At 28.0% G+C, this 20,853-nt stretch carries 20 protein-coding genes; 4 read left to right on the top strand and 16 right to left on the bottom strand.

Features of this window, described 5'->3' with window-relative positions:
* Window positions 1–48 precede the first annotated feature (48 nt).
* The 6 genes from psyc5s11_RS10655 to psyc5s11_RS10630 form a co-directional block, all read right to left on the bottom strand.
* Window positions 49–738: an HAD family hydrolase gene (locus psyc5s11_RS10655; protein WP_224037560.1), complete on the bottom strand. Its 690-nt coding sequence runs from the start codon at window positions 736–738 to the stop codon at window positions 49–51.
* A 321-nt stretch (window positions 739–1,059) separates the two neighbouring features.
* A complete protein-coding gene (locus psyc5s11_RS10650; RefSeq protein ID WP_224037559.1) occupies window positions 1,060–1,569 on the bottom strand; it encodes an RDD family protein in 510 nt (169 codons plus the stop codon).
* A complete protein-coding gene (gene sppA / locus psyc5s11_RS10645) occupies window positions 1,553–2,554 on the bottom strand; it encodes a signal peptide peptidase SppA (RefSeq protein ID WP_224037558.1) in 1,002 nt (333 codons plus the stop codon). The genes psyc5s11_RS10650 and sppA overlap by 17 nt, the downstream gene beginning before the upstream one ends.
* A 216-nt stretch (window positions 2,555–2,770) precedes the next feature.
* Complete coding sequence (locus psyc5s11_RS10640) at window positions 2,771–3,238, bottom strand: ferritin family protein (RefSeq protein ID WP_224037557.1); 468 nt, start codon at window positions 3,236–3,238, stop codon at window positions 2,771–2,773.
* A 517-nt stretch (window positions 3,239–3,755) separates the two neighbouring features.
* Complete coding sequence (gene ppnP, locus psyc5s11_RS10635) at window positions 3,756–4,073, bottom strand: pyrimidine/purine nucleoside phosphorylase (RefSeq protein ID WP_224037556.1); 318 nt, start codon at window positions 4,071–4,073, stop codon at window positions 3,756–3,758.
* Window positions 4,074–4,118: 45 nt separating this feature from the next.
* Window positions 4,119–5,264: a pyridoxal phosphate-dependent aminotransferase gene (locus psyc5s11_RS10630; RefSeq protein WP_224037555.1), complete on the bottom strand. Its 1,146-nt coding sequence runs from the start codon at window positions 5,262–5,264 to the stop codon at window positions 4,119–4,121.
* A gap of 300 nt (window positions 5,265–5,564) precedes the next feature.
* Between psyc5s11_RS10630 and dapD the strand changes: the two genes are divergently transcribed.
* Window positions 5,565–6,275, top strand: a complete 711-nt coding sequence (dapD, locus tag psyc5s11_RS10625) for a 2,3,4,5-tetrahydropyridine-2,6-dicarboxylate N-acetyltransferase (protein WP_224037554.1) — start codon at window positions 5,565–5,567, stop codon at window positions 6,273–6,275.
* 169 nt (window positions 6,276–6,444) lie between these two features.
* Here the strand turns inward: dapD and psyc5s11_RS10620 are convergent, their stop codons facing one another.
* The 5 genes from psyc5s11_RS10620 to psyc5s11_RS10605 all read right to left on the bottom strand — a co-directional run bounded on the left by psyc5s11_RS10620 (window position 6,445) and on the right by psyc5s11_RS10605 (window position 11,448).
* Entirely contained in the window at window positions 6,445–7,095 is a 651-nt protein-coding gene (locus psyc5s11_RS10620; protein WP_224037553.1) for a single-stranded DNA-binding protein, read from the bottom strand.
* Window positions 7,096–7,316: 221 nt separating this feature from the next.
* Window positions 7,317–8,090: a polysaccharide deacetylase family protein gene (locus tag psyc5s11_RS10615; protein ID WP_224037552.1), complete on the bottom strand. Its 774-nt coding sequence runs from the start codon at window positions 8,088–8,090 to the stop codon at window positions 7,317–7,319.
* A 156-nt stretch (window positions 8,091–8,246) separates the two neighbouring features.
* Window positions 8,247–8,381 (bottom strand): hypothetical protein, encoded by a 135-nt coding sequence (locus tag psyc5s11_RS27855; protein WP_258712442.1) that lies wholly within the window; start codon window positions 8,379–8,381, stop codon window positions 8,247–8,249.
* 4 nt (window positions 8,382–8,385) lie between these two features.
* On the bottom strand, window positions 8,386–9,279 hold the full coding sequence (locus psyc5s11_RS10610) for an ROK family protein (RefSeq protein WP_224037551.1): 894 nt from the start codon (window positions 9,277–9,279) through the stop codon (window positions 8,386–8,388).
* Between the two features lie 165 nt (window positions 9,280–9,444).
* Entirely contained in the window at window positions 9,445–11,448 is a 2,004-nt protein-coding gene (locus psyc5s11_RS10605) for a beta-galactosidase (protein WP_224037550.1), read from the bottom strand.
* A gap of 277 nt (window positions 11,449–11,725) precedes the next feature.
* Between psyc5s11_RS10605 and psyc5s11_RS10600 the strand changes: the two genes are divergently transcribed.
* Window positions 11,726–12,628, top strand: coding sequence for an AraC family transcriptional regulator (locus psyc5s11_RS10600; RefSeq protein ID WP_224037549.1), 903 nt, complete (start codon window positions 11,726–11,728; stop codon window positions 12,626–12,628).
* A 250-nt stretch (window positions 12,629–12,878) separates the two neighbouring features.
* Here the strand turns inward: psyc5s11_RS10600 and psyc5s11_RS10595 are convergent, their stop codons facing one another.
* Window positions 12,879–14,243, bottom strand: a complete 1,365-nt coding sequence (locus psyc5s11_RS10595) for an MFS transporter (RefSeq protein ID WP_224037548.1) — start codon at window positions 14,241–14,243, stop codon at window positions 12,879–12,881.
* 29 nt (window positions 14,244–14,272) lie between these two features.
* Complete coding sequence (locus psyc5s11_RS10590; protein WP_224037547.1) at window positions 14,273–15,613, bottom strand: glycoside hydrolase family 30 protein; 1,341 nt, start codon at window positions 15,611–15,613, stop codon at window positions 14,273–14,275.
* Between the two features lie 314 nt (window positions 15,614–15,927).
* Here psyc5s11_RS10590 and psyc5s11_RS10585 point away from each other — a divergent pair, with 314 nt between their 5' ends.
* Window positions 15,928–16,455, top strand: coding sequence for a DUF4364 family protein (locus tag psyc5s11_RS10585; protein WP_224037546.1), 528 nt, complete (start codon window positions 15,928–15,930; stop codon window positions 16,453–16,455).
* Here psyc5s11_RS10585 and psyc5s11_RS10580 read toward each other — a convergent pair whose 3' ends face one another.
* Window positions 16,456–17,340 carry a YncE family protein gene (locus psyc5s11_RS10580; RefSeq protein WP_224037545.1) on the bottom strand — a complete coding sequence of 295 codons (885 nt, stop codon included), beginning with the start codon at window positions 17,338–17,340 and terminating at the stop codon, window positions 16,456–16,458.
* Window positions 17,341–17,521: 181 nt separating this feature from the next.
* Here psyc5s11_RS10580 and psyc5s11_RS10575 point away from each other — a divergent pair, with 181 nt between their 5' ends.
* Window positions 17,522–17,773, top strand: coding sequence for a TIGR03905 family TSCPD domain-containing protein (locus psyc5s11_RS10575; RefSeq protein ID WP_224037544.1), 252 nt, complete (start codon window positions 17,522–17,524; stop codon window positions 17,771–17,773).
* A 75-nt stretch (window positions 17,774–17,848) separates the two neighbouring features.
* Here the strand turns inward: psyc5s11_RS10575 and psyc5s11_RS10570 are convergent, their stop codons facing one another.
* Entirely contained in the window at window positions 17,849–18,523 is a 675-nt protein-coding gene (locus tag psyc5s11_RS10570) for a cell wall-binding protein (RefSeq protein ID WP_224037543.1), read from the bottom strand.
* A gap of 232 nt (window positions 18,524–18,755) precedes the next feature.
* Window positions 18,756–20,732 (bottom strand): HIRAN domain-containing protein, encoded by a 1,977-nt coding sequence (locus psyc5s11_RS10565; protein ID WP_224037542.1) that lies wholly within the window; start codon window positions 20,730–20,732, stop codon window positions 18,756–18,758.
* Window positions 20,733–20,853: the final 121 nt, after the last annotated feature.

The raw sequence follows: 20,853 nt of genomic DNA, 5'->3' as shown, positions 1-20,853 counted from the left end.
AAGGTTGTATTAACTACAAGACCTTAATTGTTTCATCTTTATAGACATTTACGAATTTATTATATTAATAATTTCTTTAAAATCTTCTATATAATAATCTGCAAAATTTTTTATCACATTATGTTCTTTAGTTTCTTTTTTTAATAAGCATCCTGTTTGTATAGTTTTCATTCCTAATTCTTTTGCACCTTTTAATTCATCAGAGCCACCGTCTCCAACAAAAATACATTTTTGTGGAATAGTATTCATTTTCTTTAATGCAATCTCATATATTTCATTTTGAGGCTTTAAATACCCTACTTCATATGAAAATATTGTATCATCAAACAGATCATTCAGAGGGGATTCTTTCCAATTCATTACATCAATTATATCTGCATTACTAATCAAGCATAGCTTTTTCCCCTTTTTCTTTATGTCTAAAAGAACATCAATTATTGTAATATCTACATCAATTATTGATTTTTTAAATCTCTCTTTTCTTAATTCTAAAATTTCTTTTTTTTGACCCTCGCTAACTTTTATGTCTATTTTTCCAACAATACTTTCAATTATCTTTTGTGGATTTTTTTCTCTTCCAGTTGCTCTATCTAAATATAATTCATTATCTTCCGCATATTTTTCCCACTCTTCTTTTGTTATTCCTAATACATCATTTTCATTCCTAACATCATTATATTGCGGTGTTATCAATGTAAAGAATAAGTCAAAAAATATAACATCTATATCATTCTCCATATTAAATTAAAATCCCCTTTTTTATACTTTAATGAGCAATAATCTACCATTATAAATTAATTATAACATATTTTGTTAATATGCCATTATTCAATTTTCAAAGAATAAGTTTTTAATTTAATACATTAAATTTTACAAATTGTAAACAAAAAAATATTCACAAACAAGGATTTCCCCGTCAGTGAATATTTTTTAGGACATAATTTTTTTATTATTTCTTTTTAAATTAATTCTTTTATCCGATAGCTAGCATCCGTAACACTCCTACTATGGATGAAACTCCTCTTCCTAAATTCAGATGTGGATTAAAGCACCTGAATCTTAGTTGAACCTGATATCATTATTATCATTATCATTATTAGAATCATATATAGGCTCTATATTATAAACTACTAAAGTATCACTCAATATATCATGAAGTGCACGTTTTTTTGAATCTACTCCAATCATTATATATCCAATAAATAATATCAACGCACTTAAATATCTTCCAATACTTTCACGATAAATTACAGTAAATAAAGATAATTTTTCATCTGTATTCTTACATACTTTAAGTTTAAATAATTTTTTTCCGAGTGTTCCACCACAATAATATGTCATTAAAACAAAATACGTTAATCCTAGTATATAAATGACAATATCAAATATAGAAAATTCAAATAAGATAGGTTTTACAAAAAATATTTCTGGATTCATCATATATATGATAAATTTAGGTATTCTTATAATCAGTAATGCTATGCCCACAATAATACAATCAATTATATATGCGGATAGTCGTACGAAAAAACCTGCATATAATATATCTTCTTTATTTTGTTTCAGCATAATACATCAAACCTCCATTACCTTCTTTTTCTAAGTGTTCAGAAATTACCTGTGCATCTGATTTAGGTTTTAAATTTTCTGCTTTTTCAAATAATGATGATAAAACATTTGCTTTGTTCTCTGGAGTAAATATTTCTACATCTTTACCTACAGTATCTAACATATTTTTTTGCATAGTTTCATAAGTATCAACATTGTCAATTAATCCTAAATCTAAAGCTTGTTTAGCAGAATATATACGTCCATCTGCAATAGGTTTAACTTTGTTTATGTCCATTTTTCTTCCTTCTGCTACAACACCTGCAAATTGTTCATAAGCTTCATTAACTAAGCTTTGTAAAATTTCACGGTGTTCATCTGTCATCTCTATTCCTGGAGATCCCATTGCCTTATTAGTTCCACTTGTAATGTCTATTTCCTTAATTCCCAGCTTATCATATAAACCTTTTACATTAGTTGATGATACAATTACTCCAATGGAACCTGTCCATGTATTTCTGTTAGCATATATCTTATCAGTAGCCATGGATATATAATATCCACCTGAGCATGCTTGTGATGCCATATATGTCCAGATAGGATGTCCTGTTTTTTCTTTATATTCCTTTAACTTTAAATAAAGTTCATCACTTTCATAAACACCGCCACCAGGACTATTAACATATAAAATAATACCCTTATTATTTTTTGATTCCATCATAGAATCAATATATTTCAATGTTTTTTTATGATTATATGACTGTGGATTTGAAAACATACTCGAAGACTTTGCTACATCCGCAATGGTGCCTTCTACTTTAACTACTCCAACAAAATCTTTATCCGGTAATGTAACTTTATCAGAAAGTAAGATTGACTCTAAAGATTTTGTTTCATTTTTATTTGACATATTTTCTGAAACTGTTTTTGTGATAACACTTGCTACACTAATAAATACAAATGCAACAGACGCAGCTATCAACCCGATAATTTGTTTTTTATTCATTCACTAATTCCCTCCAGTTTTTTACTTATACTTTTTGATTATACAGCAAAAAACTCATTATAGTATTAAATTATCCTTAATTTTTATCTATTTTTCATAAAAACATTGTAACTATTCAGGTATAAAAGAAGCAAAAGCCATCCTTTTATGGATAGCTTTTTGTTAATTGTATATTATCTATATCATAGATCCTTACAATTTGAATAATATTTTTAATTATAAAAGTTTCGAAAACTCATCAATATGAGTTTTTTCTTCATCTATTAATGTACTAAGTAATTCCTTAACTTCACCTTCTACAATTCCTTCATACATTTTTGTATAAACTTCTACTGTAAGCTGTTCTGATTTTATTGCATATTCTATAGCAGTTTTATAATCTTTAAAAGCATCTTCAGGAGGTGTTTCTTTATTAAAAACTTTATTATCAATTAAAGACTTTAAATAAGAAGTTACTTCAGCGTCAAAAAGATAATCATAATTTTCATCTTTTTTACTTGCTAAATTATTGTAAAGTGTTAAAAATTTTTCTTTATGTATAAATTCTTGTCCTGCTGTAGCTAATAAAAAATCTTTTAATTTTCCTGTTGTATATTTTGCACCATTAGTGTAGAAATCTCTTCCTTCTTCCTCCATTAATATTGCAATCTTAAGCATTTCTAATCCATTAAATGTGTTTGCCATCTCAATCCCCATCCTTTCATTGCGCATATACTCATTTTTATTTACTTATTATCTATAATACCTGTTTATTCAACATTAACCAAATATCTCTAAGCGCTTTTTAAGGGCTTCTAACTTAAATAGACTGTATACGATAACGTTTTCTAATACTACCGCATATTTCCGTGTGCTACATATACCTTTATAAAAACTGTTATAAATACTTACAAATTTGTAACCAAACTTTATATAAAAATTAGAATAGCGACATTTGCATCTAAGATATTCTTTGGGTTCCCCATTTACTGTTAGCTTTTGTCCAAAAATTGCTCTACTAACATGAATATACGCGCAATTCCAGTTGCACGACTATAATATTGAATTTATTTGAATATACTCTTTATTAAACTCAAAATAGAAGTCTATCCATAAAAATATACTTTACGTAAGTACATTTTTATGGATAGACTTCCATTGGTTATATCAAATATTTTTGCATTAGATCTTAAATTTTCATATTTAATCTTTAAAATATAGGCTATTCTTTAATATAAGAACAGCAATAATCTGCTACTTCTTTTACTACTAAACTAAACTTAGAATTTGCTGGAACTTCAAAACTTTCCCCTTCTTTATATGTAACAAACTTATTGCTTCCTGGTAACTTAACATCCATTGAACCGCCTAAAATTTCCATTATTTCTTTATCCCCTGTGCCAAATTCATAATCCCCTGGTAACATAATTCCCAAGGTTTTTCTTTCACCATCTTCAAATATTACTGTTCTACTAGTAACCTTTCCATCAAAATATACATTTGCTTTTTTTACTGCTGTGACATTTTTAAATTCATTCATTGTAGTACCCCCTATTTATTTTTTGATTGTGCCTAAATACCATAATTAATAATTTGGAAAATTTGATTTTAAGAAATTTCCAAGTCTATCAAATGCTTCTTTTAAAGTTTCATCCGAATAGCAATATGATATTCTCATATATCCTTCTCCCAGTTCTCCAAACGCTGTACCTGGTACACAAGCTAATTTTCCTTCATTTAATAATTTTTCGCAGAATTCTTCTGAAATCATATTAAACTTTTTAATTGAGGGGAATATATAAAACGCTCCCCTAGGTTCTGCAACTTCTAAATTAAGTTGTTTTAATCTATTCATGCAATAATCTTTTCTTCTTTCAAATTTCTTTCTCATATGCTCAACATCTTCTAATGAACTTTTTAGTCCTTCAAGAGCACCATATTGCGATATTGAAGGAGCACAAGATACTCCATATTGATGCACTTTAATTATTTCTTTCATGTATTTTTCTGGACATGCAACGTACCCAATTCTAAGTCCTGTCATAGAAAATATTTTTGAAAATCCACTTACATATATAATTTTATCTTTTATTTCTTTTGCTTGAGCTACTGAATAATAATCATCAAAAATTATAGCTGAGTACATTTCATCAGTTATTACTATAATATCCTTCTCTTTTATTAATTCAACAAGTTCATCCCTTTGCTCTTTAGATAAAATTGCTCCTGTGGGATTTGAAGGAAACGAAAGAATTAAATATTTTATATCTTCATTTTTTAATTTTGCTCTTATTTCATTTATATTTAATGTAAAATTTTCATTTAATCCATAATTTACAACTTCTGCACCTATCATTATTGAAATATTTTCATAAGCAGGATAAGCAGGACCTGGTATTAAAATCTTATCCCCTTTATTCATTAAAGCAAACAATACTGAATATAATCCTTCGCTACCTCCAACAGTTACACATATTTCGTCTTTACTGTATTCAATCTCAAATGTCTTCAAATATGTACATATTTCTTCTCTAAGCTCATCGATCCCTGCATTTGATGTATATGTTGTTTTATTAGTCTTAATAGCATTGATCATTGCTTCTGATACCTTCTCTGGTACGCAAAAATCTGGCTGACCAATAGTTAATGAAATTGCCCCATCTACATTTTTAACCTTTTCTGCAAATCTTCTTATTCCAGAGATTTGAACTTTCTCAACTTGTTTATTCATTTTTTTAATGCCCCCCTGTTATGATAATATAAAGTGAAACTTTCAGGTGGAGTTTTATACTCCAGCTGAATTTAGTTGAACTTATGACCTCAAGGGTCACAATATCCAGGAGCGTGCATCCGTTAACTTCATCTTTATGAAGATGGAGTCTTACGGATGCTAGCTATCGGATAAATTTATTTTACAACATTACCAAAGTTCATTCAAACTATTTGTGTTTTTTTTTCATAATCTCTTTCAATTGTGTTCAATCTTTATTATAATAGTCTTGATTGCAATTATAATGGAAAGGGTGATATAATGTCATATAATTTAACAGATCCTTATGAAATTGCTAGATTTATTAAGGAATCAAAAAAATCAACTCCAGTAAAAGTTTATGTTAATGGAGATTTAAGCAATGCAGAAATGAATGATGTAGAATGGTATGGTTCAAGCGGATTTTATATACTAATGGGAGAATCTGATTCTATAACTAAAATAGTTTTAGATAACAAACACCTTATTAAACACTTTAGAATAGAAAATGACAGAAGAAATTCTGCAGTTCCTATGCTAGATTTACTTGAAGTGGATGCAAGAATTGAACCAGGTGCTATCATAAGAGATAAAGTTATCATTGGTAAAAATGCTATAGTAATGATGGGTGCTGTAATTAACATTGGAGCTGAAATCGGTGATGGAACTATGGTTGATATGAACGCTGTAGTTGGTGCACGTGGAAAATTAGGTAAGAATGTTCACTTAGGTGCTGGTGCTGTCGTAGCTGGAGTATTAGAACCACCAAGTAAAGAACCTTGCATGATTGGTGACAATGTTTTAATTGGTGCTAACTCTGTAATTCTTGAAGGCGTTAAAATCGGCGCTGGCTCTGTTGTAGCTGCTGGTTCTGTAGTTACAACGGATGTTCCAGAGAATGTTGTTGTTGCAGGCAGTCCTGCTAAAATAATTAAATCAGTAGATGATAAAACAAAAGACAAAACTCAAATTATGGATGATTTAAGAAAATAGGAAATTATTAGCTTATTTAAAATTACATAATGGATAATCAAAAAACAAAAGGTTTCAATAAATTTAAAATTTATTGAAACCTTTTGTTTTACTTAAAATGATAAGCGAATATTTAATAAATAACTATTAATTATTGACCATAATAGATTTTCTAAAGCTATTAATTATATTATACTGCTCCTTCTTCTCCTGCTATCTCTTCTTTTTGAGCTCTTTCCATCTTTGAAATTGAAACTTCATATGCTATTTTTCTTATTACTTCACTGTCCGATACCTTTTTTTGGTATTCTCTACTTTGAAGTCTTCCCCAAACCTTAATATTATCACCAACACTTAAAGTTTGGCAAAACCTTGAATTTCGTCCCCATGCAATAGTAGGAATATAATCTGATTTATTATATGCTCTATTTACAGCCAAAAGTACATCTGCAATTTCACGTCCAAACGGTGTTGTTCTGTAAATAGGTTCCTTACATATATATCCATCTAAGAATATTTCATTAGGATTCTTGCTTCTTTCCAAGCATGGTTCGATATTCCTTGCAAAAACAGTAAGTATAAGCTTATTAGATCCATCTATAAATTTATTATAAGATCTTAGTTGTCCTTCTACAATTACGTCTATGCCTTCCTCTAGCTTAATATCACTAAGCAGTCTTTCTGAAACAGTAATATTTAGTGTATCTACTGAGTCACTTAATCTCATTACATCTAAATCAAAAGTATAGAACCCTTCTCCATACATTTCATGGCTAAACTCTAATCCAGATGTTACTTTACCCTCAAGGTAAATCTTGTTATTTAGCATTAAATTATCCATTGTTATCCCTCTCTCCATTGGAAATTATTTTATTTTGTGTAATATATGCTCCTATTAGCACATATTACCATTATAATACAAAAACTAGTTAATTTTCAATAAATATTAATATTTTTATCCGATAACTTAGTTCCACTAATAAATCACTTTCTTTATATGGCGATAAGCGAAACTAAGTTCATAGACTTTGTGACCCTTGAGGCTATAAGCTCATCTAAAATTCAGCTTGCTGAATCAAGTTTTACTTTATGTTGAATTCCTTGATTGTCAATATTATAGTCTTCAAAATATATCATTTCACCTACAGTTTTAAACTCATAACCCTTGTCTCTTAGCTCTTTTATAATCCTATCTATATTGTCTGGAGTATATTTTGCATTATGAAAAAGAATAATAGATCCAGGCTTAACATTCTTCATTACTCTGTTATATTCTGTTTCAGCTGAAGCTTCCTTCCAATCAATAGAATCAACATTCCATTGTATAGCCATATATCCTAAGTTTCTTACCTTCAAAAAAGCATCTTTATTATAATCTCCACTTGGAAATCTAAATAGCTTAGGTTTTTCGCCTGTATATTTCTCAATAATGTCATTAGTTTTATCTATTTCTTCCTTCATTTTATCCGCTCCAATTTTTGTGAACTGCGGATGCTTATAACTATGATTTCCTATTTCATGCCCCCCTTCTTTTATTAACTTTAGCTTATTCACATTCTCTTCACTGAAATTCACCCATCCACCCATTATGAAGAATGTTCCTTTTACATTATATTTCTTTAATATGTTTAATATTACTTCTAAATTATCTTTTTCTGTCCAATTTACATCAAAAGTTAAGCTAACTACTTTATCATTTGTATCAACACAATATATAGGTTCTTCTTCATGTGTATTTCCAATAACCTGAGTAGTTTTATTAACTCCAATAGATATAGCTATTAATAACAATAATAAAATTAAATTTATGCCTATCCTCTTTTTCTTCCATGTCACCCTATACACCTCTTATAAACTTTCTTATGACCTATATAAACTATATTCATTACATATTTTTTTATGCTATAAAGAATGTCACCTTTAATATAAATTATCAAGATAAAAAAAATAAGGCTAAGGAGTTTTTAATCACTCCCTAGCCTATCTAAAATATTACTTAACTGATTTTAATTTAGTTACTTCAACCCAATTACTTGCAGTTACAAGTTTAACTTTATTTAAATCTTTTTGAATATCATTAATTTTATTTATTACCTCAGCATGGGTTAGCTGAACATTTACCTTCACTTAATTAATTATGCATTATAAAATTGTATAAAGCACCTATAAGATTAGCATCATTTCTAAATTCACATCTAACCACTTTAGGTTTTGGAACATTAAAATTTCCAAAGATTTTATGATGTTTCTCTACATTCTTTTTAATATATTCTATCAATATATCTTGAGCACTTATTCCTCCACCAATTGCAAATATGTCTGAGTCTAAAACACATTGTAAATTGAAAATTTGAACTGCCAATTTATACGTAAAATCATCTAATACTTTAAGAACATCTTCATCATTATTATTTGCATACTCAAATACTTTATATCCATCTAATTCTTCTACTGGTATGTTTTTTACCTTTGCAGCGGCATCTATTAATGCTCTAGAACCATTTACAAGTCCCCAGCAATTTTCAATCTTTTGAGCATCATTAATATTAGTAGCCATAAAACTAAATTCACCTGCAAAAAAGTTTCTGCCTTTATGTATTTTCTTATCTCTTACTATTCCTCCCCCTACACCAGTTCCAAGGACAATAACTACTCCATCATTATAATTTTTCAAACTACCTTTCCAAACTTCTGCTAAGGCCGCACACTTTCCATCATTTTCTATTGTAATCTTTACTTTACATCTTTCTTGCAAAATCTTCACAATTTCTTTTCCACCATTATATTCTAAATGACCTCCTGTATAAGCATAACCATTTTCACTATCTAAAACTCCAGGCATACTTATAGCCATTCCTTCTATATGATCTTTATATTGATCATATAATTTACCAACTGCTTCAACGAAATTTTCTATATTATCTATAGGTGTTGGTATATTTCCCTTTTCAATAAATTCTAATTCTTTTGTCATAAGTGCATATTTAATAGCACTTCCTCCAATATCTAAAACTAAATATTTCATACTTACGCTCCTAATCCTAAACTTATTATGGTAATTATAATTTTCTATATTTTAATACTTTATCTAAAAAGAGTATGATTTTAATATTCATACTCTTTTTATTTTACTATATAATGCGTATTTTATTGCACATAACCGTGTAGCGCAACTGTTTTTTACTTTAAATTACTTATTTTCTTCTACAATTATTAGACCCCAAGGCTTTAATACCACTTTTTCACCTTTTTTAATAGGCTGATTTTTAGTTAATTCTATTCCTTCATTATGACTATACTCAATTTCTTTCTTTTCACAAGAATAGTTAAAGTAATATACTATCTTCTTATTTTCTGAATTGTAACCAGATTTAATTATAATAGGAAAATTGTATTGTTGTTCTTGTCCAAATAAATTAGCTTCTTTTAATACCTCTATTAAAACTTCTTTTAAAATTGCTTTATTTGCAAAACATCCAATATAAGTTGCAATTCCTTCTCCGTAATGATTCTTTGTTATAGCTGAATATTTTCCCCAATTTGGATGATCATAATATGCAATAGTTTCAGCCGTTGTAATCTTTAATAATTCCATCCAATGGGAAACTTCATTTTCTTCGTCTGATACCTTAAAGTCATGTCCTTTTAAAGAAACTTTGTCTGGCTTTGTAAATTGATTATAAGTAACTCCAAGACATTTATTTATTATGTTAGGTTGGTCATTGTGGCTAACTTTTACATTTTCATTTGTAAATGCGCTCTTAAAGGTAACAACTAAATTACCACCATTTTTAACATATGAATTTAATTTATTAAGTAAATCACTAGGTGCTGAATATAAAGCTGGAGCTACAATTAATTTATATTTTTCTATATCCTCAGAATCAGGATTAATAAAGTCACAGCCTACATTCATTTTGTATAATTCATCATATACCCATCTTACAACATCATTATATTTAAAATCTAATGTCCAGCTAAACCATTCAATTGCAGTTAATGCTTCATTACTTACAAGAATAGCCACATCATTTTTCTTCTTTAAATTTACAAGCTTATCTCCAAATCTATTAAATTCATCCCCAATAATCTTTGATTCATTATATGTAGGATTTTCTTTAAAGTCATGACTTAAAAGACCTTTCCAATAAGTTTCAGCTGAATTATGAATAGAATGCCAATGCCAATACATAACAGAATTTGCTCCTGAAGCTACATGACTAAAAGCTTGTAATCTAAGTTGTCCATCATAAGGTACCCAATGTTCAAATCCTTGAGCCTCTGTTTCCAAAACAAGATAATTATCATTTTTAAGGGATCTTGTCATATCACCACCAAAAGAGATTTCAGTTCCAGTTAAATAATCTTGAGTTGGATGATATATGTCAACACCTGCAATAGTTAAACACTTTGATGCTTCAAAATGATTTACTTTAGGTTGAACTCCAAAAGAATATCCTCTCCATTCAAAATCAAAGTTTTGAGTTACAAATTGATTTTCTCTTTTATATTCATTTACAATATCAGATTGCCAGCTTAAAAATTTATTTACAAGAGTTCTTTGGAATTTTTCAAATTCTGCCCCAAGACTTCCATTTATAGTTCCAAGAACATTAGGGAAGTCTTCCCATGAATTAATTCTATTACTCCAATAAGCTAATCCAAATTCATCATTTAAATCATTTATATTTGGGAATTTCTTTCTTAAATATTTAATAAACAAATGTTGCACATTAGAACCAGCTGTGTCATAGTGTTTAGTTTCATTATCAAGCTGATACCCTATAACACATTTTCTCTTGCTTACCCTGTCCATAATTTTTCTAATGACCCTCTCTGCATAAAATAGGTATGTTGGATTAGTTATGTCCATGTTTTGTCTTGTTCCATAAACGCCTTGTCCACTCTTGGTAACTGCCAGTGCTTCAGGACATTCAGATACAAGCCATGTTGGTATTGCATACGTAGGTGTTCCAATAATCACACTAATGCCTGCTTCCTCCATTGCATCAATCACTCTATCTATATGTTTAAAATCAAACTCGCCATTTTGTGGCTCTACACTACTCCAAGTTGATTCAGCAATTCTAACAACATTAATATTAGCTGATTTCATCATTTTAATATCTTCATTTAATCTATCATATGGCATGTATTCATCATAATACGCCACTCCAAAAAGTAATTTTTCCATTTTTTACGCTCTCCTTTTACCTTGAAATTATTTTTTTAAATATCTATGATTAATGTTTAGTTGCATACATATTTAAATTATACTACAATCTAACTATGCTTTTTGTTAAACCTTTTCAACTTCTTAAATAAATTATATCAATTTTTTATTTGATAAATTAGTATGATTATTGACTTAATTTATGTCGTTTTTTGTTTTTATTTATTAACTACGTAAAATTGTTATAAGGCATATAAAAGAAAATATACTAGCATGCTGACTTGTTATTTCTTTGAATATGCCTAAGTATTCAAATAAAAAGATTGTAGGTGATTTTATGGAATTTAAACATGAATTAGTTAAACGAAATGAAGACATTAGTGTTATGTTTCTCAACATGACTGATAATGCTAGAATTATACCTAAGCATTGGCATAATCATATGGAAATTATTTATATTTTAGATGGCTATCTTGAAGTTGATATTAATAATTCTTCATATTTAGTTGAAGAAAATCAGTTAATAGTAATAAGTCCAAGAGATATTCATTCAACGGCCCATAAAGATAGTAATACATCAATACTTTTACAGATTCCTTATGAACTTTTAGAAAATAATATAGATGATGTTCAAAATATTCATTTTGAATGTAATCCCTATATGAAAAATAATCAACACATTGATTGTCAAAATGATATAAAAATCTTATTAAAATCTTTCGCAGAAATTTATAAATATAGACCTCTTGGTTATAAACTTAAAATAAATAGCTTAATTTATGATTTATTATTTATTTTAGTAAATAAATTTAGTGTTTCTGTGCCCAAATTAAATATACAAAAAACAGACCGATATTTAGATCGATTAGAGTTAATAACAAAGTATGTAAAAAAACATTATAAAGAATGCATAAGTTTAGATGACATATCAGCTCAAGCTAGATTAAATCCTGAATATTTTTCAAGATTTTTTAAAAAATATATGGGTACAACCTTTTTAAAATACTTAAATAGTATAAGATTAGAACATTTTTATACTAATTTAACTAATACTGATTATAGTATTACTGAGCTTATTGAAAAAAATGGTTTTACTAATTACAAAATGTTTATGAAATTATTTAAAGATAATTATGGGTGTACTCCAAGTGAAACTCGAAAAATAATATTAAAAAATAATATTAAGAATTCTAAAATGTAGTTACGTATAATCAAGAGTAATTGCTGTAGTCAGTGCATCACTAATAAACGTACAAACATGACTCCTTCTCAATACCGTAATGAAAGTAAGGGAGAATATTAAATTATATAAATTTGTATTAATAAAAACCATGCATATAGAAGAGTTCCCCTATTTATGCATGGTCTTTAGATCTATATGAGACTTTTATATAATTTTTAACAGCCTCTGTATATATTGTAATTAAATTTTCAAATCGATTTAATATTCTCTAATTATTTACTGTTTTTCTTTTTTCAAGATCTTCTAAAACTTGTGAATATTCTTTATCAAGTTTGTAAGGAATTAAGATTACAAATTGGACTACTACAAATGCTATTGGGATAAAAATGAATAATGCTTTAATCGCACCTACTGCACCTGCAGACTGTGCTGCTGCACCACCTATATATCCACCCATACCTAAAATCCATCCTATTACACCACTTCCAAGTCCTCCCCCAGCTTTTCCGCCAAAGCTTTGTGCACTATAAATTAACCCTTCTGTTCTTACGCCAGCTTTCCACTCACCATACTCAACAGTATCTGCAAGCATTGCAAAACTTAAAGTTTGTACTGGAGTAAATCCTAGTCCTCTTATAGCAGTTCCTATAAGTACAAGCGTTAAATTTGTTGGCGCTATCATTACTATTAAATATCCTATTACCATAATTACAATACCTGCTAATGAAACATTACGTTTTCCAAACTTCTTAACAATAGGAGCTAATACGAACATACCGGCTAAACATGGAAGCATCATTGCAAATGTTAATACTGACACTAATCCTGCATTTCCTAAAACATATTGAGCATAATAAACATTCATTCCCATCATAATTGTTAAATTGGCACCATTTAATAAACCTTGAATCGTTAAAATCCCCCAATACTTATTCTTAAATAATGCTTTTACACCAACTTTAACAGGAACCTCTTTCTTAACTTCATCGGTAGCACTACCTACTCTTTCCTTTGTATTAAAGAAAGTAATAAGGAAAAGAACTACTGCCACTGCACCAAATAATGCATATGTTAACGACCAAGCTTTTCTGTCATTACCAAACATAGCAACAACAGGTAAAGTCAACATACTAATACCAATATTACAAATTACTGAAAATATCATTCTAAATATAGTTAAAACTGAACGTTCATATTGATCTTGAGTCATTAATGAAGTAAGCACTCCATAAGGAAGATTTATAGATGTATAAATTATATTAACAATATTATAAGTCACAAAAATATATACATATTGCCAATAATTACTCACATCTGGAACTGAAAACATAAGAACAGCTGCTATAGCAAAAGGTATACACATTCTTAATAACCAAGGCCTAGCTTTACCATACTTTGATTTTGTCTTATCAATAATTACTCCCATAAGAATATCAACAAATCCATCTAATACACGAGAAATCAACATAATTGAACCTATAGTCACTGCACTAACTTTTACTACATCTGTATAATAAAATACTAGAAAACTGCTCATAGATGCAAATATTACATTATTACCAGCATCACCGCAGGCATAAGATAATTTTTCTTTTAACCCAATTTTATTTTTTAAATTTTGTGTTGCTTCCATTTTTTATCCTCCTAATTTTATCATTTGTATTATTTTTGTACACAAAAAGTATTAACTGAATGTGCTTTGATAATTGTAGAAAAACTTACATCCTTATATTTAAATGTAAATTCACGATCTGCATCCATTGCATTACCTACAACAACTACAATTTCTCCATCAGGATTTTCAAATACGATAGAATTTGAAGTCCAGTGACCTTTAGTTGCTATTCTTTTTGCTTCTGGTTTAACAAAATGCGAGAAATGCTTCATAATATAAAATTCAGGTTGATATGCTACTTCTTTTGTTTCTGGGTCAATTGTTATCATTGTATTTTGTTCCCAGCCCCAAGTACTTATTCCACCACTCGGAAGTACCATATTCCAGTAAACATAGCTTTCAACACCGTGAGTGAAATAATGCCAAAAAAGTCCATAAACATATTCTGCGTGAGTCCATGTATTTTGGCCATCCCCACATTCATTTTCTGTTTGCATAAGTCTTATTTCTGGATAACTTAATTCAATTTGTTCAATTACATGTTTTCCACCCCATTGGAATCCTACCCCATATATGTATTTTCTCGCTTCTTTATCTGAAAGTATTGTATTTACACATTGATCATAGAATTGTGAGAATGGAGCACAACCTGGAAGTGGAAGCTGAAAATCTACAAATGGTCCATTAATTGTACCAAGCCAAATCTCTGCATCTATTCCTTTTTCCTCAAATACTGGTCCAAGATTATTTTTAATAAAATCTCTCATTTCTTTGCCTGTCCACATACATGATGGGAATTTTTGATCAGCATGAGGTTCATTTTGAATATGAACTTGTTCAATTTTTACTCCAGCTTTCTTATATTCCTCTACATATTTTGCAAAGTAATTTGCATAAGCTTGTAAATTTTCTTGGTTCCACGATAATGTTCCAAAATTGTATGATTTCTTTGTTTTCATCCATGTTGGCGGGCTCCAAGGTGAAGCAAATAATGACATTTCTGGTTTACGATTTAATGCTTCTTTTAAATATGGCAATAAGTATTCTTCGTCTCTTTTTATAGAAAAATCTTTTAACTCATAATCTCCATTTGTCTCATCATAACTATGCCATTCCAATGCATAATCACTAGCACCCATTGGTAAACGTCCTACATTAAAATTCAAACCTTCTTCTGTGAATAAATTATCTAAAATTTCTTTTTGCTTATTTTTATCTACTATTTTTAAAATATCCCAGCTAATTTCATTAAAACAACCACCAAAGCCTTTTACAGTTTGCTTTGTTTCGCTGGTTAATTCTAAAGTGTCTTCATATTCTATATTCTGTAACTGTCCTTCTTGCCAATAAGTTTTATCACTACTATAAATGTGTTTAATTTTGCTCATTTATACGTCCTCCTAAAGTCTCTAAGTTTCTATTCGTAAATATCAAAGTTAACTTTGATATCATTTACAATACTAATTTTAGCAAACCAAACGTTTTCATTTAAGTATATTTATTGACACAAACATAGTATGTTTTTGACTTAACACTATTATATATATACATAAGTTAATATTTAGTAAAAAAACAAATTACTTTATAAAAATTTTGGGCACATATAATTCTTTTTTTGTAATTAAATTCTTTTAGTTACTATTCACTACAAGATAATTTATGTTATAATAAAAGTAGATTTTCATTAGTTATGGAGGTATTTATGTACGAAAATTCATCAGAACTCGCAGAAAACAAGTTACTAATGTTATATGTATTAAAAACAATAAAAGATCCAATTTCCAATACTCAGCTTACTGAAATAATTCTTGAAAATAACTTTATTAATTATTTTACATTCCAACAATATTTGGCTGAGCTTGAGGAGTCTAAATTCGTTGAATATCATGAAGCTAATGATAAAAAATTATTGATATTAACAGAAGCGGGAGATAATGTTCTTTCTTTATTTAAAGCTAGAATATCCCCCTCAAAAATATCTATTATTGATGAATATATAAAAGAAAAGATAGGATCTATAAAAAAGGAATTAACTATACACGCTGACTATACTCTTGGTGAGAGTGATGATAGCTTTATAGTTGATCTTAAAGCTATTGAAGATCAAACTTTATTAATGGAACTAAAATTATCAGTTCCCACGAAAAATCAAGCAACTTCAATTTGCAGCAAGTGGAAAGAGAATCCATCTGAAATATATACCAATATAATTAATATATTAATTAACTAATTAATTTTTAACTAAAGTCATAGCATTCGGTTCAGAGCCTAATTCTATGGCTTTTATTTTTTTATTTTCTATACCTATTATATTTAATATTCCATTCAAATAATCTCCAACAAATATATTTTCTTTAATCTTTACTATCCCCCTTGGCATTCCTCCAATAATTATTTTATTTTCTTCCTTAAGTTCCTTTAAATTAACAATACTTATTGATCCATCACATAAATTAGAAACATATAGATAATTACCCTCTTCAAATAAATCTACTGGGGACAATCCAACCTGAATCCTATTAATTAACTCTAAGGTTCTTAATTCAATAATCCCTATGCTTCCTTTTTTATCATAGCCAAGATAACTAATACATATATATAGATACTTTTTATTTTTTGATATATTTATTTTTGTAGGAGTATTTTCAACTTTAATTCTTTTTATTTCCTTATTATTTATATAGTCAATTACAGATATACTATCATCACCCATATTACTTATAAACAAAAGATTTTCCTCTTCTAATAGTGCCATATTATGAGGAAATCTACCTGTTGGCACCTCAAAATTTACTCGTTCATTTATCATGTCATATATTATAAGTGAATTTGATTCTCCACATGAAACATATGCTATATCATTATGGGCTACTATATCATTAGGATGTGCTCCTATATATAAATTATTTTCTTCTTTAAATGTCTTATAATTTATTAGTGAAATACTATTATTATAATTATTGGCCACTAAAATTTTATCTTTGTACAATGATAATCCATGAGGGCCCAATGAACTTTCATCAGCAGATAAAATTATACTCTGATTATTCAAATTTTCAGTATTAATCTTGTTTAAGCTATCTGAACCAGTATTGCAAACAATAATATAGCTCATTCCATTCCCCCCATAAGATAATCATATTATTATCTATAATATATTCCAAAAATACATTATTGGGACAACTTATTAATTGTATTATCTTTATTTATTGACAAATTTCTTGTATAATTAGTGAGGGCTCATCACGTATTCACATAAGAGCTAAAATTAAATCTTATTTTAAGGAGTGTATATAATGTATTCATATAAAACATCAGGTGTTTGTTCATCTATAATTAATCTTGAAATTAATGATAATATTGTTGAAGATGTGCAATTTGTTGGAGGTTGTTCCGGAAATCTTTTAGGTATTGGACACCTAGTAAAAGGCATGTCTGTAGATGATGTTATTGCTAAATTACAAGGAATAGATTGTAAAAAGAAAGGTACATCTTGTCCAGATCAATTATCTAAAGCTTTATTACAATGGAAAAAGGAGACTCTATAAAACTAAAATTTAATTTAAAATAGAAAGAAGAGGTTAAACACCTCTTCAAATATATAACATTTTAACAAGCTCTAATTAATTTGCAAATTTAACTGTATTTAACATATTATTAAAAGCTATCATATTTTCATCTGAAATCTTTTCTCGTCCAGCAATTGTAAATATATAAGAAGTATTGCTATTTAAAAAAGTCACTTGATATGTTGGAATATTTATACCTTGATATGTTTGAACAAAATTAGTTAATCTCGCCTTTTTATTATTAAATTCATGTTCTTGAACTTTTATATTATCAATACCTAAGTTAGTCTTTACATCTATATCAGATGCTTTATTATACTCTTCTTCTGATAACCCTTGCATACTTTCTACCACTAAGTTCACACTAGTTCCTTTATCATCTAGTAAGTAAATATTCTTCCCCTTTATGTTCTTTTTAATCCAATTGGAAGGATATACAACTGAAATTTTTTCAGATTGAGTTTGTGTACTTATCCAAGCACCACTAGCATTTAAATAATATCCATCAATAGTTTTATCCTTAGCCATATATCCATCAGAATAAAAATAGTACCAATTTCCATCAATTTCTTTCCAACCTGTAGAATATGAACTACCTTCTGTATACCACCAGCCTGTACCATTTTGTTTCCATGATGCACTTGCTCCTATTGGATTTAATGCCAATATTGAAGCTACTACTAATGTACTAGCTATTACTTTTGTTAATTTTAATTTTAACTTTTTCATTATTTATTCCCCCTATTATATTTTCATCCTATTATATAATTTCTAGATATCTTTTAAATTATATCACTTTATTCCCTTTAATTGTATTTAGCTCTTAATATTTTACAATAAAATTGAGTACCTTCTCAGATACTCAATTATTATTTAAATCTCCATTTTATGCCATTTATGATTTTTAATATTTTTTTCTAATGAAATAATTTTTAGAATTTTCCCTAAATCAATTGTCTTTTTATTGAAGATAAAGCTCTTTTCCCCCTGAGAGTAGTGATAAAGTACTTGTTATTTCTTCTATTATATCTTTATAACTTAGATAAAGTTCAATGTTTATATGATTATAGTCATCACTTATTTCTTTTATCTTTCCATATATATACTTGCCCTTATCCATTAGATTTTTTAAAATCAAATTATTTTCTTTAGGAACATATCCAATTACATATCCTTCTGTGGTTATAATTTGAATTGCATTTGGATCATATGCATTGCTACTCTCTCTCTTTAAATATAACATATCCTCTTCTAATAACTTATTGTATATTTCACTCATATCGATATAATTTGTTCCAGCAACATCTATATTAATTAAATATACATCTTTAACATGAGCGTCTATGTGCATATTATCATAAACTTCAACATATCTTTTTTCCTTATCATGTGTTTTGATTAATAAAGAATTAAGAGATCTTCGTATATTCCCTACCATTTCTGTGTCTATGGCATCATTAATAATTTCCTTATCTAAAGAATCAAATTCTTCTCTAAATCTTTGAAGATTTGTTGCAGCTTGAATCCTTGTTTCAATTAAAGGTGATCTTAAAGCTTGAAGATTAATGTCTTTATATTTATCTCGAAAATCCTCATACTGTGCATATTTTATTAATATAAAAAAACAAATTTGTGATATATATTCATAAGTTAAATCATCTATTTTTAATTCATCTTGACCACTTAACATTTGATTCATTGGTAATTTTTGTAGCCCTATGTTAATAGCACATTTTTTTATTGATTTATTTCCTGTTGAAAATGCATATTTGTATAATAATGGATTAGTATAATCTCTTTTTAACATTGTCTCAAATTCTTTTTTTCTTAATTTATATTTTGTTTTTTCACAGCTGCTTATTAAAACACTGCTTTCAATTTCTATGTTTGATATTTGGCTCTCTATTATTTCATGCCAGATATCTTTCTTACAGATTCTTTTACAATTTTCAATTATATCATTGTAATCATTATTAAATTTAAAAGAACCATGGCTTCTTTTTGCTTTATAATCATCAACTACAATAGCTTCTATTGAATAAAGAATTGAAATCACAACATATAAAGAATATATTCCTCCATCAACCTTATCAATAATTTCTAATAATTTATTACAAACTTGTTTCCCATCCTTAATGTCATCTAATCCATAATCTGAAAATAACAAACTAAATGATTTTGCTAAAACCTCAATTTTTTCTCCATCAAACTCAGCAGTTTCTAAATACTCTAAAAGTTCTAATGAAAGCATACTATAAGATAATAATTCTGCAACTCCCACATTGTTGTTTGAGCCTTCTTCTATCATCCACTTTTTTATTTCATAAGTTGTTGGTCTAAGATTCATTACACAAAATACTTTGCCATACCCCTTAGCTTTCTTTGCCACTTCAAAAATATTATTATTAAAGCCTCCTATATATTCATAAGCCTTAATCACATAAAAAAGATAATCATTATGAATAGAAAATACTTCTAATATATCTTCTATATTTTCAAACTTGCAAATAGGTGCAAGTATTAATCCCAGCTTAATTTCTTCACTTGAATCACTATCTATAAGCATTTTTTTTATAATTTCACTTATTTTTAGACTTATACTATTATCATCTTCTAATAAGTCTTTGAAAAGTTTAATATAACTTTCATAATAATTAATGATTGGATTTAATGTTATATATCCATTTATCTCAGATAATTTTTCTGGAGTTTTAATATCTTTTAATAAAATTCTCATTAATTCATTAGATAGTCTATTTTTTTCATAATTCTTAAGCGGACGCACTTTATTCGTAACACTTTTAAATTCTCTTATTCCAGCTGTTTCAAAGTCTTGATAGCTATAAAGTACACCTAAGTTTCTATCATGAAACTCTTTTAAATCAGAATAGATTGATTTATTGCCATAATCCAAATTCTCTTTATTTTTCTTAACCATATAACTTTCATTCCCTCTTTTCCTTAATTATATTTTAGCGCATGAAAATAAACAACAAGTCCAAAGTTGCCATGAATATTTTTCATCAGGCAAGGAGACGAATTGCCCTCATAGCTGGCCT

The sequence above is a fragment of the Clostridium gelidum genome (genome assembly GCF_019977655.1).
Lineage (GTDB): Bacteria > Bacillota > Clostridia > Clostridiales > Clostridiaceae > Clostridium > Clostridium gelidum.
This window is presented reverse-complemented; position numbering and strand designations above follow the sequence as displayed.